The 16962-nt window shown below is 68.7% G+C and carries 11 protein-coding genes; 5 read left to right on the forward strand and 6 right to left on the reverse strand.

Annotated elements, in window-relative coordinates:
* Positions 1–82 precede the first annotated feature (82 nt).
* Positions 83–1108, forward strand: coding sequence for a neutral zinc metallopeptidase (locus tag DKM19_RS02615; RefSeq protein ID WP_110694327.1), 1026 nt, complete (start codon positions 83–85; stop codon positions 1106–1108).
* Positions 1109–1887: 779 nt separating this feature from the next.
* Here DKM19_RS02615 and DKM19_RS02620 read toward each other — a convergent pair.
* Together DKM19_RS02620 and DKM19_RS02625 are read right to left on the reverse strand one after the other, a co-directional pair.
* Positions 1888–2163: a putative quinol monooxygenase gene (locus DKM19_RS02620; RefSeq protein WP_239514571.1), complete on the reverse strand. Its 276-nt coding sequence runs from the start codon at positions 2161–2163 to the stop codon at positions 1888–1890.
* A 70-nt stretch (positions 2164–2233) separates the two neighbouring features.
* Entirely contained in the window at positions 2234–2908 is a 675-nt protein-coding gene (locus DKM19_RS02625; RefSeq protein ID WP_204358627.1) for a TetR/AcrR family transcriptional regulator, read from the reverse strand.
* A gap of 163 nt (positions 2909–3071) precedes the next feature.
* On the opposite strand from DKM19_RS02625, the gene DKM19_RS02630 reads away from it, so the two are divergent.
* The 3 genes from DKM19_RS02630 (at position 3072) to DKM19_RS02640 (ending at position 7432) form a co-directional block, all read left to right on the forward strand.
* Positions 3072–4541 carry an MDR family MFS transporter gene (locus tag DKM19_RS02630; RefSeq protein ID WP_162641239.1) on the forward strand — a complete coding sequence of 490 codons (1470 nt, stop codon included), beginning with the start codon at positions 3072–3074 and terminating at the stop codon, positions 4539–4541.
* A 61-nt stretch (positions 4542–4602) separates the two neighbouring features.
* A complete protein-coding gene (locus DKM19_RS02635) occupies positions 4603–5430 on the forward strand; it encodes a helix-turn-helix transcriptional regulator (RefSeq protein WP_110694329.1) in 828 nt (275 codons plus the stop codon).
* A gap of 187 nt (positions 5431–5617) precedes the next feature.
* Complete coding sequence (locus DKM19_RS02640; protein WP_110694330.1) at positions 5618–7432, forward strand: ATP-binding protein; 1815 nt, start codon at positions 5618–5620, stop codon at positions 7430–7432.
* Here the strand turns inward: DKM19_RS02640 and DKM19_RS02645 are convergent, their stop codons facing one another.
* Positions 7433–8167: an alanyl-tRNA editing protein gene (locus DKM19_RS02645; protein WP_110694331.1), complete on the reverse strand. Its 735-nt coding sequence runs from the start codon at positions 8165–8167 to the stop codon at positions 7433–7435.
* Between the two features lie 128 nt (positions 8168–8295).
* On the opposite strand from DKM19_RS02645, the gene DKM19_RS02650 reads away from it, so the two are divergent.
* Entirely contained in the window at positions 8296–8934 is a 639-nt protein-coding gene (locus DKM19_RS02650; protein WP_162641241.1) for an SGNH/GDSL hydrolase family protein, read from the forward strand.
* A 331-nt stretch (positions 8935–9265) separates the two neighbouring features.
* Here DKM19_RS02650 and DKM19_RS02655 read toward each other — a convergent pair whose 3' ends face one another.
* The 3 genes from DKM19_RS02655 to DKM19_RS02665 form a co-directional block, all read right to left on the reverse strand.
* Positions 9266–10843, reverse strand: a complete 1578-nt coding sequence (locus DKM19_RS02655) for a cellulase family glycosylhydrolase (RefSeq protein WP_110694333.1) — start codon at positions 10841–10843, stop codon at positions 9266–9268.
* 85 nt (positions 10844–10928) lie between these two features.
* Positions 10929–13457 (reverse strand): glycoside hydrolase family 9 protein, encoded by a 2529-nt coding sequence (locus DKM19_RS02660; protein ID WP_110694334.1) that lies wholly within the window; start codon positions 13455–13457, stop codon positions 10929–10931.
* 424 nt (positions 13458–13881) lie between these two features.
* The gene (locus DKM19_RS02665) at positions 13882–16827 is read right to left on the reverse strand and encodes a glycoside hydrolase family 48 protein (RefSeq protein ID WP_110694335.1); all 2946 of its coding nucleotides are present in this window, start codon (positions 16825–16827) and stop codon (positions 13882–13884) included.
* Positions 16828–16962: the final 135 nt, after the last annotated feature.

The following is a 16962-nucleotide window of genomic DNA, read 5'->3' on the forward strand; positions in this document are numbered from 1 at the left end:
TATTTTTCAGTCCATAAACACTTATAGATAGATATCCGCTAGATTGCCGCCCGAAGATCCATCCTTCTGGAGAGGCGGTCGTATGCGCCCCCGCGGATCGAACTCCCTGGCTCTTGGTGTCCTGGGTGTTCTCGCCATGACGTTCGCCGTGGTCGTGGTGGTCGCCGGGCTGGTCGGCGGCGAGGAGACGCAGGCTCCGGCCGGCCCCGAGACCGGTCCGGTGGCGACCGGAAGCGCCGAGCCCGCGCCGGACGGCAAGACCGAGATCACGCCGCCGACCTTCGAGCCCCCGCAGAAGCTGAACCTCGGCTGGCTGGGTGATTCCAAGGTCGCGCTGGCCGCGCAGGGGAGCACGGCCGTCGACCTCCGCTACATGCAGCGCACCGACACCGCCGCCCGTCTCAAGCGCAACCCGTTGTACGGCACCGGCCAGATGGGCTCCACGGCCTGCCGCGCACCCCGGCCCTCGGTTCAGCCTCGCGACATGCTCGGCTATCTCAATGCCGTCACCGGCTGCCTGGACCGGGCATGGGCGGGAAAGTTCTCCCAGGCGGGAGCGGTCTTCCTGCCGCCGCGCCGGGTCTACTGGTCCCGTCCCGGCCGTGGCCCCTGCGGCACCTACCCGGCCTCCGGCGCCGCCGCCTACTACTGCCCGTCCAACCGGGGCATGTACATCGGCCTGACCCATCTCATCCAGCAGACCGACCGGGTCGATCCCGCGGAGAATCACGTTCCCTACCTGTCGGTGCTCGCCCATGAGTACGGTCATCACGTGCAGTCCATGGCGGGCATCGGCGGGGCGTGGTGGTGGGAGGTCTCCAACAAGTCCAAAGCCGCCCAGGACGCCCATTCCCGCAGGTCCGAGCTCCAGGCCCAGTGTCTCGCCGGCATCTTCGCCCGCGCCGTCAGGGCTCCGCTCGGCGTCACCGCCGCCCGCTGGCAGGCTGTGCTGCGGATGGAGTACGGCCGCGGCGACGACCAGAACGGCCTGGGTCTGCGCGACCACGGCAACGGCGACCACTACGCGGGCTGGCTCCAGCAGGGCTGGAAGTATGCCCGGATCGGTTACTGCAACACCTGGGCCGTCGCCGCCTCACAGGTCAGCTGAGGCGCGGCTCTCGTCCGTGAACGGTCGTGGCGGTCGGGATGCGGCTCTTGCCGGTGAACGGGGCCGGGGGCTGTCGCGGTCGAGACCTGGCTCTCGTCCGTGAACGGTCGTGGGGTCGTGGCGGTCGGGATGCGGCCTTTGCCGGTGAACGGGGCCGGGGGCTGTCGCGGTCGGGATACGGTCCTCGCCCGCGACGAGCCCGGGGGTTGGCGCGGCTCGTAGTCCGATTTTTCCGCCGGCGCCCGATGCCGGCCCAGGGGTATGGCCCCCGCCTGGTTCCCGGGATGTAGGGACGGGGGCCGTCCGGCAGGACATCTGCCAGAGATGCGTGGGGCCCTCGTCCTGATGGGCGGTGCGAGTGCCCGGTTCGGCTTCGGGCGCGCTCGCAGAGGAACGGCCCGCCGGATTGCGGCTTGTGGTGGCACCGCATCATCGGATGATCAGGCGATGGCGCGGATCTGAAGTGGACGGGCCGTCCTACCCGGAGGTTTTGAGGGAGCGGCTGCGCAAGGCTGAGATAGGACGACCCGTAATGCCAGATAATGCCCATCCCATGTGCCGTTGGCAAGGGTTTTACCTGCACAAACTTGGATCTGTCCTCACTGTGGGGTGGGTGGGGCAGGTGTCAACCTATGAGACCTGAGGGTCTCCCGCATGGATGGGGCGCGATCCGGAAGCGCGGGTGAGGCTCCGGTCTCCATCCGGAGGCCGTCGGCGAATCGATCACCGTCCTGCCGCCGGATGAAGTGCCGGGGGTGCGGCGTCTCGAAGGAGAGTGGTTACGGGGCCTCGGAGGAGGAGATGCGGTATTTCGCGACCTGTGCGTCGCGGATCGCGGCCGTCTGCTCGGGCTCCGGACCCGCGTCGCGGAACCGATGGAGGTGCGCGTCCGACTCCCATCGTTCGTACACGTTGATCCGATCCGGCTCGATCGGGTCGGCTGCCAGCACAAAATCGAGACAGCCGGGGGTGGCACGCGCCTGTTCCATGGCGTCGAGACATCCGGCGAGATACTTGTCACGGACGTCTGGATCCACGTACAGCTTCCCGGACACGATGATCAAGAGGGTCTCCATGGCATCGGGTGGACGACACCGAACACGTTAGAGCCCCGCACCGACAGATTCAGGGGAGGTCGCGGGAGATGCCGTCGAGCAGCCACGCGAGGCCCTGCTCGAAGTTGTCGTCCATGCTGGGCAGGCCGTTCTTCATCAGCGGGGCGAGATTCGGGAAGTCCCCGCTCTCGATGAGGGTGCTGAGGTAGGGCTGGAGGACGGCGTCCCGTTCGGCCCGGGTGGACCCCTCGCGCCGGAGGGACTCCCGCTCCAGGCCCTCGCGCATCACGTGGCCGAAGGTGTAGTCGTCGACGGCTGTCAGGATGCGCCATTTCTGCTCGGCGTCGAGGTCCAGCTCGGCGAAGGCCGAGAGGGACTGTTCGGCGTGGCGCAGCCCGTTGGGCCCCACCCTGGAGCGCTGCGCGGCGAGGTCGACCATCCAGGGATGGCGTTGCATCACCTCGCGCGTGTTGCGGGCGATCGCGATGACCGCGTCGCGCCAGCCGACCGGCAACCCGCCCGCCACGGACATCTCGCCGGCGACCTCGTCGAACATCAGGTCGAGGAGATCTTCCTTGCGCTCGATACGGGTGTAGAGGCTCATCGTGCGCGCGCCGAGCTCGGCCGCCACCCGGCGGATCGAGACCGCGGCGAGCCCTTCGGCGTCCGCGATGGTGACGGCGGAGGCGACGATCGCCTCGCGCGTCAGTGCCGACCGGCGCTTGTTCGTCTCACGCGCCCACACCGGACCGCGCGCCTTCTCCGAAGCCTCTTCCACCCGGCCAAGTGTACGGCGTAGCGGTAAGCCGCTACACCGTACGAAAATCATGGCGCGAGGCGATACGCCGTACGAAAAATGCGCTACGGTGTACGAAATAGCGATACGGCGTACGGAAAGAGGTCATTCCATGGAGACGACGGTCGAAGCCCCCATGGGCTTCGATTCCGCCCTGCGGCGGACGGCCGTAGTGGTAGCACTCGGCGCGATCATGACGATTCTGGACACCACGATCGTCAACGTCGCGATCAACACCCTGGGCAGGGACTTTCACACCTCGCTGTCCACGATCCAGTGGGTGATCGCCGGGTACACGCTCGCGCTGTCCATGACGATCCCGATCACCGGCTGGGTGATCGAGCGCTTCGGGCCCAAGACGATGTGGATCACCGCGCTGGCACTTTTCATCGGCGGCTCGCTGCTGTGCGGGCTCGCCTGGTCGGCGCCCGCCCTCATCGCGTTCCGCGTGGTGCAGGGCATCGGCGGCGGCCTGCTCATGCCGGTGGGACAGACCATGCTCGCCCGCGAGGCCGGGCCGGGACGCATGGGGCGGGCGATGGCCGTGATCTCGATCCCCGGCATGCTCGCCCCGGTCCTCGGGCCGGTGCTGGGCGGCGTGGTCGTGGACCACTTCTCCTGGCGGTGGCTCTTCTTCGTGAACGTGCCGTTCTGCGCGCTGGCGCTGCTGCTCGCCGTACGGATGCTGCCGCGCGATGAGGAGAGGCGAGCCGGAGCGCCTCTCGACTGGGTGGGCCTCGCCCTGCTCTCTCCCGGCCTCGCCGCGCTGGTCTACGGCTGCTCCCAGGCCGGCGGCGGATCGGGCCTGACCAGCCCGAGTGCACTGGCGGGGCTGGCGGCCGGGGTGCTGCTGCTCGGGGCGTTCGTGCTCTGGTCGCTGCGCCGGGGCGAGCGGGCGCTGCTCGATCTGCGCCTGTTCCGGCGCCGGGCATTCACCACGGGTGTGGGGGCGCTGTTCCTCTATTCGGCGTCGATCTTCGGCCTGCTGATCCTGGCACCGCTGTACTACCAGACCGCCGGGGGCCACAGCGCGCTGGACGCAGGTCTGCTGATCGCGCCCCTGGGTGTCGGCGCGATCATCACGATGCCCGTGGCCGGGCGGCTCACCGACCGTTTCGGCTCGCGCGGGCTCGGGATCGCGGGCATCCTGCTCGCCATGGCCGGCACGCTGGTCTTCACCACGATCGGGGCCGCCACCCCGCCGGCGCTGCTCGCCGCCGCCCTGTTCACCGTGGGTCTCGGGCACGGCCTTGTCATCCCGTCGCTGGCGGCCGCTCCCTACCAGGGGCTGCCCAAGCAGCTGATTCCCGCCGCGACGACGATGAGCAACATCGCGATCCGGGTGGCAACCTCGTTCGGCGTCGCCGTCCTCGCCCTGGTGCTGCAGCTCCGCCTGCAGGCCGGGGTTCCGGGTGGCGATGGGACACTCGCCGGGGTGGCCGTGCACGGCTCCGAGGTCGCCGGCGCCGTGGCGCACGCCTTCGGGGGAAGCTTCTGGTGGGCTCTCGCCATCGGAGCGACGGCTCTCGTCCCGGCCGCCCTGTTGCCCCGGCGCGCAATCGAGGGTGTTCGCCGACGGTGAGAACCGCTCCTGGGTGTAATGCGTCCTCCCTGTCAACGAACTTCCGACATACGGTGATGAAATGGACAGCGAGAATCTCCTTGGAGAGTTCCTTCGCGCTCGGCGCGAGGTCACCACTCCCAGACAGGTAGGACTGCTGCACGTCGGTTCCCGCCGGACGCCGGGACTTCGCCGGGAGGAGGTGGCGATGCTGGCGGACGTCAGCACCGACTACTACATCCGCCTGGAACAGGGGCGCGAGCGCCATCCGTCCGAGCGGGTGCTCGGTGCCCTGGTACGGGTGCTGGATCTCGGTCCCGACGCCGCGACGCACCTGTACGAGCTCGCCCACCCGAGGTCGCGGCCGCGCGAAACGACCGCTCAGGTGGAGCAGGTGAGCCCGGACCTGCTACGGCTGATGCGGGGCTGGGCCTCCACCCCGGCGTTCGTGTGCAACCGCTGGATGGACGTGCTGGCAGCGAACACGCTGGCCACCGCACTCTTCAGAGAACTGGAGCAGGGGGACAACCTGATCCGGGCGGTCTTCCTGGATCCCGCCGCACGCACGTTCTACCGCGACTGGGAGAAGGTCGCCCGCGCCAAGGTGGCTCACCTCCGCTCCGCCGCGGGAGCGGACCTCGACGATCCCTATCTGGTCGAGCTGGTCGATGAGCTCTCCCTCGAAAGCGAGGAGTTCCGCCGGCTGTGGGCGCGCCATGACGTCGTCGGCAAGACCCACGAGGCCAAGCGTATTCACCACCGCGAGGTCGGCGATCTGACCCTTACCTGTGAGCTGTTCAACATCAGCAGCGCTCCCGGCCAGCAGCTGACCATCTTCCAGGCCGAACCGGCCAGCCCTTCCGAACATGCCCTGGCCCTGCTGGGCAGCCTCGCCGTCATGACGGCGTAGAACGGCATGCTCCATCCCCACGCGCCACGTCTGCCGTCCCCGCCATGCCGCTGGGCAGGCATTACCAATTTCGGCGATTCATGAGCTTTTGCCCTTCATCGGCTTGCGAGGACAGAGCTATGGCCCCTGTCGGGCTTCTGCGGCGTGACGGCCTGGTCGTCAGCGGATATCCATCCTGGAAGGAGACATGGTGAGGTTGAAATCGCGTGTGCGTGCGATCCTGCGCCTGCGTTCGATCCAGGGGCGGTACACCACGGCGGCGATGGCGTTGTTGCTGGTGGTGCTGGTCGTGGTGGGGGTGAGCTGCGATCTGGTGATCCGCTATCGCATCGAAGACGATGTGTTCAAAAACGCCGAGCGGGTGGCCAGCCAGTGGAGTGCGACGGCTCGGACCGGGGGGCTGCCGGAGATGATTCCGGCTTCGGGCGGGGTGGATCTGGTGCAGCTGGTCAATGCCCGCGGGACGGTGGTACGGGCGAGCCGGCGCGCGCGGGGGCGCGCGCCGTTGAGTGCCATCCGGCCGCCGTCCAACGACCGCTTCGAGCGGTTGCACGATAACGGGTTGTTGTTGATGGCGATTCGGGTCTCGCCGGCTCCGGATGCGCCGGTGATTTATGCGGGTAGTGCGGAGCCGCGGTTGTTGGGTGGGCATTATCTGGAGTTGTTCTTGGCGGTGGCGGCGTTGGTGTTGCTGGGTTTGGCGGGGTGGTTGACGTGGTGGGTGGTGGGTCGGACGTTGCGGCCGGTGGCGGCGATTCGGGCGCGGATGGCGGAGATCACCGGCAGTGATGTGAGTCTGCGGGTGCCGGTGCCGGCGGGTGAGGATGAGTTCGCGTTGCTGGCGCGCACGGCGAATCAGAGTTTGGAGCGGTTGCAGGAGGCGGTGGAGCAGCAGCGGCAGTTCGCCTCGACGACCTCGCATGAGTTGCGGACTCCGATCGCGGGGTTGCGGATGCAGTTGGAGGAGGCGTTGCTGTATCCCGATGAGGTGGATGCGGCCGACAGTTTGCGGGGGGCGTTGTCGGCGACGGGCCGACTGGAGGCGATTGTCAATGATCTGTTGTTGCTGGCGCGGTTGCGGGTGGCGGAGCCGGCGGCGCGGGAGTTGATTGATCTGGGCAAGTTGGTGACCGAGGAGGCGATGCAGGTTTCGCAGAGTGCGGGGGTGGCGGTGTATGTGCATGCGGCGTCGGGGGTGTGGGTGTCGGGTTCGCAGATCCGGTTGATTCGGGTGGTGGGTAATTTGCTGAGTAATGCTCGCCGGCATGCGGCTGCCAGTGTGGAGGTGTCGGTGGAGGCGGTGGATGGCCGGGCGGTGTTGGCGGTGGTCGATGACGGGGCGGGGGTGGCGCCGGCTGATCGTGAGCGGGTGTTCGAGCGGTTTACCCGCCTGGCCGATGGGCGGCGTCGGGATGCGGGGGGCAGTGGTCTGGGGTTGGCGATTTCCCGGGATATCGCTGAGGCGCATCGGGGGAGTTTGCGGATCGAGGACTCACCGCGGGGGGCTCGTTTTGTGTTGCGTCTGCCGTTGTTGCATGCTCAGAGCGGGATCGAGGGTCCGGCATCGATCGATGGCTACGGATCCACACCCACCGACCACACTTACCCCGCGTTGACCGGTCACGCCGAACCGGTCGGAGCAATGGACTCCGAGCTCTCGGGAACAGACCATCCCAGGCCGATGAAAACAAGCCACCCTGAGCCGGTGGCGACAGACCGCTCCGAGCCGACCGGAACGAACCGTCCCAGGCCGACGAGAACAAGCCGCTCCGAGCCGGGGGGAACGAGCTGTCCCGAACCGGCAAAAGCGAGCTATCCCCAGCCGTGGGGGACGAGCCGTTTCGAGCCGATGGGAACGGGCTGCCTCGTGCCGGGAAACCGCCGTCTGGCAGGGCTTGGTTCGCCGTACGTATCCAACCCCTGCACCGAGGCGGGAGCGGCCAGAGCGCAGTGGCGCCCAACGTCGCACCGGGGAACGGCACCCGACGGCGCGGAGGACTGACTAGTCCGCCACCTCGATACGGAGGCGGCGGAAACCCTTGCCCTTGCTCTCGATCTTGGCGACCCGGATGCGGCCGATCTGCTTGGTGGAGGCGACGTGGGTGCCGCCGTCGGCCTGGCAGTCGAGGCCGACGATGTCGATGATCCGGACCTCCTCGACCGTCTCGGGCACCAGGTTCGTGGCCGTCCTGATGATGTCGGGGATCGCGAAGGCCTCCGCGCGGGGGAGGACGCGGACGTCGATCCGGCGGTCGGCGGTGACCTCGGCGTTGCAGGCCTCCTCCACGGTCTCCTTGAAGCCGGGCGGCACCTCGGGCAGGTTGAAGTCCATCCGGGCGGTCAGTTCCTCCATGTTTCCGCCCGTGACGAGGGCGCCGAAGTCACGGAAGACCACCCCGCACAGCACGTGCAGGGCCGAGTGGGTCCGCATCAGGGCGGAGCGTCTCTCGTCTGCGACCGCCGCCCGCACGGTCGTCCCCGGCGGGGGGATCGGGTCGTCCTCGACCGGGATCAGATAGAGGTCGTCACCCTTGCGCACACCGCCGATGCGGGTCTCCACTCCCTGCCAGAGGAGAACTCCCCGATCCGCGGGCTGGCCTCCTCCACCTGGGTAGAATGCCGACGTGCTCAGAACGATCCCGTCGGGCGACGACGCCAGGACCACCGCTTCGAAGGAGCGCAGGTTCTGGTCGGCGAGTTCGAGTCGCCGCGTGCGCCCGTAGAGGTCACTACTCATGTCGGCAGCTTAAAGCTCTCCGAGGTGGCATGTACGGGCAGGTGCGCAGGCGACCACTCGTGCTCACCGTTGCTACGTTTGCGGCGATTTTCTATCTTATTTCGGGATGTGGGCTGAATGGCAAGCCCGTGTCGCCGACGCGCGATGCCGGGGCCCGGGTGCCCCTGGCCTCCACCCCGTCGCCCGTGCTGCGAGGGTCGACGGCCCCGATGGTCATGATCATCGGTGACAGCTTCACGGTCGGGTCGGGTCCGGTCCCGGGATGGGACAGCTACGCCGCGCAGACCGCGCGGGCGCTGGGCTGGCAGCTGGTCGTCGCGGGAGCGTCCGGAACGGGCTTCGTCAACCCCGGCCCGGTGGGCCGGACCTTCGAGATGTCCTTCGACAAGGAGCTTTCCTGGCGTCCGCCCCCCGACCTGCTGATCATCTCCGGCGGGCACAACGACCGCCAGGTCAGTCCGGGGACGGTTCATCAGGCGGTCGAGCGCCTGCTGGAGCTGGCCCGGCGTCGATGGCCGGAGACCAGGATCGTGGTGATCGGTCCCCTCTGGATGGCGAAGGCTCCCGACTGGAGCTACCAGGTGAGAGACGCCGTCGCGGTCGCGGCCGAGGAGGCGAAGACGCCCTTCCTGGATCCGCTCGGCCGGAGCTGGGGGAGCGGGACGATCCTGCCCGACGGTGTCCACCCCACCTACGAGGGGCACGAGAAGATCGCACACTGGCTGGTCGACGCGCTGCACAAATATGGGCTTGGGCCCAGCACCTGAGCGGAGGACGGACGGCTTCCCGGGATGCGCGGCGCGTCGTATACGCCTGCCGGAGCCGGGGTGAACCCGTGCGGGCTCGGCCGCCGTCTCGGTGAAGCCTTCCCGGCGGTTCTCGCCGTACGCGACGGCCGGGGCCGGGCGGACCCGGGGGCGGTCGAACGCCGCGTTCGACCGCCCCCGGGAAGCGGGCGGTGCGATCGTGCCACCGCCCGCTGTTCGCCGCTGACGCGCCGGCATCCGCTGTTCGCCGATGGCGGACCGCCGGCAGGGAGTACGGTCGCGGACCGCATCCCCCGCAGAGGCGTCAGGGCTGTTCGAGATGCTCGGGGAGCTAGGAGATGGTGGGGGTGGGCGGGGCGCCGGTGCCGTTCCAGGAGCCGATGAAGCCGAAGGTGGTCGAGCCGCCGGCGGGGACGGCGCCGTTCCAGGCGGCGTTGGCGAAGGTGAAGGCGGTTCCGGAGGCGGTGAGGGTGGCGCTCCAGGTCTGGGTGACGTTGACACCGGCGGGGTAGGTCAGGACGGTTCGCCAGCTGGTGACGGCGCCGGCGCACTTGACGGTGACCTCGCCCTGGAAGCCGCCCTGCCAGGCGTTGGTGGTCCGGTAGGTGGAGGTGCAGCCGGTGCCGGGGTTGGTGGGTCCGGAGGTGGTGGTGAAGGTGGTGCCGGCCGAGGCGGCGGAGGCGTTTCCGGCGGCGTCGCGGGCGACGACGTTGACGGTGTAGGCCGTGCCGGGGGTGAGTCCGGTCAGGGTGACGGAGTTGGTGGCCGAGGTGGCGAGCTGGGTGGTGCCCCGGTAGACGGTGTAGCCGGTGACGGCGCGGTTGTCGGTGGAGGCGGTCCAGGTCAGCGTGGCGCCGGTGCCGGTTATGGCCGAGGCGGCGGGGGTGCCGGGCCTGCTCGGAGCCGTGGTGTCACTCGGGTCCGGAGGAGTCGTCCCACCGTAGATCTTGGCCTGTACGGAGGTCTGCGCGATGCCGTTCGCACCGTTGAAGAGCCGCTGTCCCCAGCTGGTGAGGCTGGCGGCGTTGAAGTTGGTCACCTGGTCGAGATATTCGACGCCGCCGCCGTTGCCGCTCCAGGACCAGCCGAGGTAACCGATGCCCCTGGCCTGAGCCTGGGCCATGATCGTGTCTTCGTCGGGGTCGCCGTCGGAGTGGTTGAACCCGAACTCGCCGACCACCAGCGGCAGCCCGGCTGTCTGGAAGCGCTGCATGTAGTCGGTGACCTCGGCCGCCGTGTCGTACACGCCGTACATGTGGACGGAGAAGACCGTGTTGCGCTGCGGGTCGGCGGCGAAGACCGTGGCCGCGTTGTCGCGCATGGTGAAGCCCCAGTCCTGGCCCCAGTTGGGCGCGTCCGCCATGATCAGGTGCTGGAATCCGTTGCTGCGCAGCCTGGTGATGGCGGCGGAGGTGGCCTGGGTCCAGCCGGGGGTGGTCGCGTTGTTGCCGAAGGGCTCGTTGCCGACGTTGAGGACGACGTAGTCCTCCTGCCCGACGAGCGCGCTCTTCACACCGATCCAGTAGTCGACGGCCTGGTCCAGGGTGTAGGCGCCGCTCTGCTCGCCGTACCCGGTGGTGTCGTGGTTCTCCAGCACGCAGATGAGCTTGTTCTGCTTGCACAGAGACACAACGTTGGTCACGTCGGCGACGCCGTTGGCGGCCCAGCGACCGCCGCTGAGCACCACGCGCACCGTGTTCGCGCCGAGGGCCTTGATGGCGGCGAAGGAGCCGGTCTGGGTCGGGAACCAGGTGTGCGCGTGGCTGGTGCCGCGCATGACGAACGCGCTGCCGCTCGACTCGAGGATCTTCGTGCCGCTGACGTGGAGGCCGACGGCGGCGTGGGCGGGTGACATCGGGATGAGGAACGACAGAAAGAGCGCGAAGAGCATCGCGATTCGGATTCGCATGGCCTGCCTCTGTGGGTCGGACTCTGGAAGGAGGTGGCCGGCCGGGCGGAGGGGTCATCGCACCCGGCCGGGGCAGCGGGGGGCGTCAGCTCGCGGTGCAGCTCACCGGGACCGGGACGCCGTTGGTGCCGTTCAGGCTCGCGGTGAACCCGAAGGTCGTCGAGCCGTTCGGAGCGAGGTTGCCGTTCCAGGCCACGTTCTTGACCGACACGTCCGCCCCTGTCTGGGTGTGCGTGCCGCTCCACAGCTGGGTGATGGTCTGGCCGCCGGTGAACTTCCAGGTCACCGTCCAGCCGCCGATGGCCGAGGTGCCCTGGTTCTTGACGGTCACCTCGCCCTGGAAGGCGCCCTGCCAGGCGTTGCCGATCGTGTAGGTGGCGGTGCACCCACCGGTCGGAGTCGAATCCTGGGTGGTGGTGAAGGCGGTGCTCTCGGAAGCCTGCGAGGAGTTGCCCGCCGCGTCCCTGGCCACCACGCTGACGCTGTAGGCCGTCGCGGGGGCGAGGCCGACGAGGTCGAAGGTGACGCCCGGGGCCGTTCCGACCTTGGTCGTGCCCCGGTAGACGTCGTAGCCGCTCACGCCGACGTTGTCGGTGGAGGCCGTCCAGGCCAGTCTGGCGGTGCTCCCGGTGATGGCGGAGACGGTGGGTTTGCCCGGCCTCGCCGGAGCCGTCGTGTCCTCCACCGGGGGCGGCTCGTCACCCGGGGGGTTGCCCCAGATCTTCGTGGTGCCCGCGTAGAGCGTCATGTTCTGCACCATCACGGGAGTCGCGCCGGGAGTGGTGGCGACACCCGCATACGACCAGTCGTTGGACGGATCCCAGGTGCCGGAGCTGGCGAGACGGAACTGGACCTCGCGCCGGTGCTGTGACTGTCCGGCGGGGGAGATCGAGGTGCCGGAGCAGTCGATGGTGACGTAGTAGGTCTTACCGGACAGCAGGGTCGGCCCGGTCGGCGCCTTGCACTGGTTGTACGCGGAGGAGACCGTGACCTGGCTCGCGGTGGTGGTGCCGTCGAGGGTGAAGTAGTAGCGGAACGAGCCGTTGGTCAGCGGGCGCGCGGGCCAGCCGGACTGGTTCCTGACGATCGCCTTGATCTCGGTGAACGTCGAGCCCGAGGCGTTCACCCCGGCCTCCAGGAAGATCTCCGGGCCATCGGGGGTCTCCGCGACGGGGAAGTTCGCCGCCGGGGCTCCGCCGTACTCCCGGTAGAGCCGGGCGAGCGCGCTGGTGAAGCCCGCGTTGTAGTCGGTGGCGACCTCGTTCATCACGTAGTCGTCGCGCTTGTCGGTGTAGGCGTCGTTCGGGTCGGGCGGGCCGCCGACGAGCGCGCCGTACAGGGTGTGGCGGCTGGCGACCGGCGTGGTGAGCTGGTCGGTCCACGAGCCGTGCGCGGTGCGGTGATGGGGGCTCTTGGGAGGGTTGGCGCCGAACCCGATCATGTAGGAGGAACTGCGCGGGTTGTCGCCGAGGGCGTAGTTGATCTGCCTGAGCGCGAAGTCGTGGTATCTCGTCTTGCGCGCGGCCTCGGTGATGGTGTCGCTGTGGACCAGGGCCACGAACGCGGTGTTGGCCGCGTAGCGCAGCGATCCCCAGCGGTCGAGTACGGCCTGGCCGCCCGGGGAGTAGGTCACCCGTTGCCCGTTGACCCCGACCGTCCAGAAGTCGAGCCAGCGGTTGGCGTCGTCGAGGTATTTCTGCTTGCCGGTCAGCTTGTTCAGCAGCACGTAGGCGCCGTAGGACTTGTCGTCCCAGGCAATCGTCCACTTGTAGGACTTGGTCGTGGACTGCGGCTCGGTGCCGAGGTTGTCGTAGTAGGCCTCGGCCTTGGCCAGGTAGGAGGCGTCCTGGGTGGCCCGGTGCAGCCAGATGGCGCCCCAGACCAGCTCGTCGTTGAAGCCGCTCCACGACTGGTAGTACCCGGACGCGTCGGTGATGCAGTCGCTGTACTTCCTCCGCACGGTGTCGGCGAAGGTGTAGAGCTGCTTCGCGTGCGTCACTAGCGTGTCGGCATAAGACGGATTTGTCGGGCGGAAGACGATCGACGAGGCGGCCATCGCCGCCGCCGTCTCCCCGGCCAGGTCCGAGCCGCCGCAGGAGGCGTCGATCTTGTAGGCGGGCCGTTGCATCTGCATCGCCTCGGCGGGACCCCACCAGGCGTGGTCCGTGCCGCCGTTGCCGACCTGCCCGTAGAGCACGTTCGGCGACGGATGGGCCTTGATGAAGTAGTCGTTGACGAACTTGAGGTTGTTCAGCAGGTGGGTGAGCTGCCCCGAGGAGGCGTAGGCGTCCCGATACTCCACCGCGCCCCAGGCCAGCATCGTCGCGGAGGCCGCCATCGGCAGCCCGAACTTGACGTGGTCGCCCGCGTCGTACCAGCCGCCGGTGAGGTCGAGCCCGACGTCCTTGCCGTCGTCGAGCGCGGAGTCGCCGCGCCAGCCGACGCGGTTCCAGCTCGGAAGGTCCCCCGACTGCTGGGCCTCGTAGAACCAGATGGACTTCTGGAGCGCCTCGCCGTAGCTGAACGCGGGCGCGGCGGCCTGGGCGGCGGGCGCGTGCACGACCGTCAGAGCCAGCGGGGCGAGAACGGCCAGCACGGCCAAGGACCTCTTCACGACCCCTCCGAGTCCCGAGGGGTTCCCGGCCCGGGTGGGCGACGGACCGGCCCTGCCCGTTTCACAAAGGCCGGCGGGGACGCGATTCCCCCGCCGGATGAATCCGGCGGTCCCTTCGCTGGATCTCATGGGTGCCTCTCGGGGAAGTCTCGGGGAGAAGGTGGTGTTCGGGACGCGGCCGGTACGTCGGAGGTACCGGCCGCGTCCCGAGGTCTTCGGTCGTCAGAGGTGGTACTCGGGGCGCGGTGACAGGTCAGGGGTGCCGCCGCGCCCCGAGGTCTTCGGGGCCGGACCTCGCCTCAGGAGCGAGCGGGCCCGGTCGTACCCGGCTCCTCGGGAGGGAGCAGGCGGTGCGGTCGCACTCGGCTCCCTCCCGAGGAGGGGCCGCCCGGCTTCTCAAGAGAGAGCCGGGCGTGTCCGGCTTTTAGGGGAAGAGCCGGCCGTACTCGGCCAGGGCGACGGCCACGTCGACCTGGGCCCAGAAACGGTGGTAGTTGAAGGTCGGCGCGGGGCCGGTGCCCTTCAGGTACGAGTCGACCTTCGGCCAGTCCGGGTCGTTCTTGTAGAAGGACCGGATGGACATGAAGGTCGAGCTGGAGTTGATGACGTCGCCGTTGGGCATCTTGCCGGTCCAGCCCGCGGGGACGTAGACCGGGTCGTTGAGGCGGCTGTAGTCGGCCTTGGTCTCGGCGACCGAGACGCCCTTGGCGTCCTGGTTGTTCTGCCAGATGCCGTCGAGCAGGCCCTTGGCGACGGCCTTGGCCGTGGCGTTACCGGACTTGGCCGCGTAGTACGTCAGCACCTTCGCGTAGGAACCCGCCACGCCCACGTCGGTCGTGTAGTCCCTGATGCTCACGTGCAGTCCGGTGTTGGCGCCCGGGCTGCTCGCGTTCCAGGTGTCGGGCTGGCCGGTCCACACCAGCGTCGAGGGGATCTGGTAGGTCCCGTTGGCGTTGATCGTGGTGTTGTCTGTGGCCCACTTGACCCACTTGTCCAGCACGACCTTGGCGTCTGCGTTGCCGGTCGCGTAGTAGAGCTCCGCGACCCGCTCCATCGACCAGGCCTGGAAGCCGAACCACTGGTTGGACGGCGGGTCGTGGTAGACCGGCTGCCAGTCGTAGGCCATGCCGTAGAAGGTGGGCAGCGTGGACGGCGGGGCCGCGTAGTGGCCCTGCCAGCTGTTGGTGGCGCCACCGGCGATCGCGCCCTCGGTCGACTGCAGCCAGCGGTAGAACTCCAGCTGCCGCTTCGTGCTGGTGGTCCAGTCCTGTACGGCCGTCGCACCCTTGGGCTTGAGCGCGGTCACGTTGGACAGCGCCCAGGCGGCCATCGGGTTCTGGTAGCCGGAGTGGTTGTGGCTGGAGCCGATCCGCCAGGCCCAGCCGGCGGAGGTGTCGTTGGCGCCGCCCCAGGCGTAGTACCAGCTCATCAGGTAGGCGGAGCTGTCCTTGCCGGTGCCCGCCGCGCACGAGGTGCTGGTGCAGCCCTGCTTCTTGAAGTACTTGTCGTACATCGAGTAGCGCAGGTAGTCGCCCATCTTCGCGGCCTTGCCGACCGTGGTCGCGACATCGGCCGCCTTGCCCTGCTCGGTGGCCCAGGTGTGCGCCCAGTAGGCCACCTGGACGGCGCGGGCGTCGGCGTCGGGGGCGTTGGTGTACTTCCACTGCTTGGCGTAGCTGCTGTCCTTGGTGAACAGGTCCAGGTAGCCGTTCGTGCCGCCGTGCTTGAAGGTGTCACAGGACGGCTGGGGGATGGTCTCGAAGACCGACTCCTCCGGGCCGCGCTGGTAGGTGTTGATGTAGGCGGGCTTGGTGGTGCCGTCGCCGCAGCGGCCGAAGCCGTAGGTGTTGTCCACGTCGATCAGCCAGTGCATGCCGTACACGTCGCTGGTGCCGTAGGCGGTCTTCAACTCGTTCGCGATCGGGTCGACGCCGACGCTCACGCCGCCGTCCAGCGTGGACGGGTACTGCTTGACGTCGTCCCACTCACCGGCGTAGGTGGCGGGCTTGGCCGGGTTGTAGAAGGAGTTGGTCGGCTGGTCCGCGGTGGCCGGGATGATGTACTTCTCCATCGAGGCCCAGGCGGCGTTGAACTTGCTCCAGTCGCCGGTCACCTTGCCGTAGGCGGCCTCCAGCCAGAGGTAGTAGCTGTAGGCCTCGGAGGTGGTCTCGTGCCCGTGGTCCGGCGCCTCGACCATGAAGGTCTCGACGGAGTGGTACGGCACGCCCTGCGGCGAGAAGTAGCCGTTGGCCGGGTCCTTGAGCTTGTTGTACAGCGTGGTGAACCGCTGGATGTACTCGTTGTCGCCGCCCGTGCTGTCGTTGTCCACCTCGGTCGCGGTCGCCGTGGCCGAGGTGTGGCCGGTGGCGGTCGAGGTGAACACGGCGCTGCCGGAGGTCTGGTCGGCGTCCTCGGCGGCGGAGATCCTCACCGTCTGGGCGGTGTTCCAGTTCGACGAGGTGAAGGTCAGCGACGCGCCGGCGGAGGCGGTCAGGTCGGTGTCGCCGCTCGTCCTGGCGGTCGCCACGGTGACGTTCGCGGTCGGAGCCCGCGAGAGCCTGACCGACAGGTTCGCGTTCGAGCCCTCGGCGACGGCGAGCGTGGCCGGGGTGACGACCACCGCGGGAGTGGTGGAGGTGCCCGTGACGGTGATCCCGACGGGGGCGGAGGTCGTGACCGCGCCCTTGTCGTCGGTCGCCCTCGCGGTGATCGAGTAGCTGCCGGCCGCCACGTTCGCCCAGCTGTAGGCATAGGGCGAGGTGGTGTCGCTGCCCAGCAGGGTGGTGCCGTTGAAGAAGTCGACCTTGGCGACGGTGCCGTCGCTGTCGGCCGCGCCGGCGGCGATCGCCACGGTGGCGGGGGCGGTGAAGGTCGCGCCCGCCGACGGGCTGGTGATCGTCGCCGTGGGCGGCTGGTTGACGGGGGGAGTGGTCCCGCCGCAGGTGGTGCCGTTGACCGTGAAGGCGGTCGGCTTGGGGTTGGTCCCGGACCAGGTGCCGTTGAAGCCGATGCTGGTCGAGGCGCCGGTGGCGAGGGCGCCGTTCCAGTCCAGGTTCCTGGCGGTGACCGCCTGGCCGCTCTGCGCCCAGGTGGCGCTCCAGCCCTGCACGAGCTTCTGGGTGGTCGTCGGGAAGTTGAACCCGAGCGTCCAGGAGGTCAGCGGGTCACCCAGGTTCTTGACCGACACGCTGGCGGTGAACCCGCCCTGCCAGTCGTTGCTCGTATAGGTCACGTCGCAGGCGACGGCTGCCATCGCGGGCGAGGCTGCCAGCGCGGTGACCGTCCCGGCCGCCATGCTGAACAGCGCCAGCACGGCGACTCGTCTCCGGAAGCGTGGGAGCGCTCCCGCTTTGATGGGGAATCGATGCATTGAAAAGGGCCTCCATGGGTGGGCCCGGCGCGAAACCGCTGGTAGCGGCCTCACGCCGGATCGAGCAAGGGAGAGAGGGGGTGGGAGCGCTCCCATAAGGGATTCTGGGGACAGCAGACGGGATGTCAATGGCAT

This window comes from Streptosporangium sp. 'caverna' (assembly GCF_003203775.1).
Classification (GTDB): domain Bacteria; phylum Actinomycetota; class Actinomycetes; order Streptosporangiales; family Streptosporangiaceae; genus Streptosporangium; species Streptosporangium subroseum.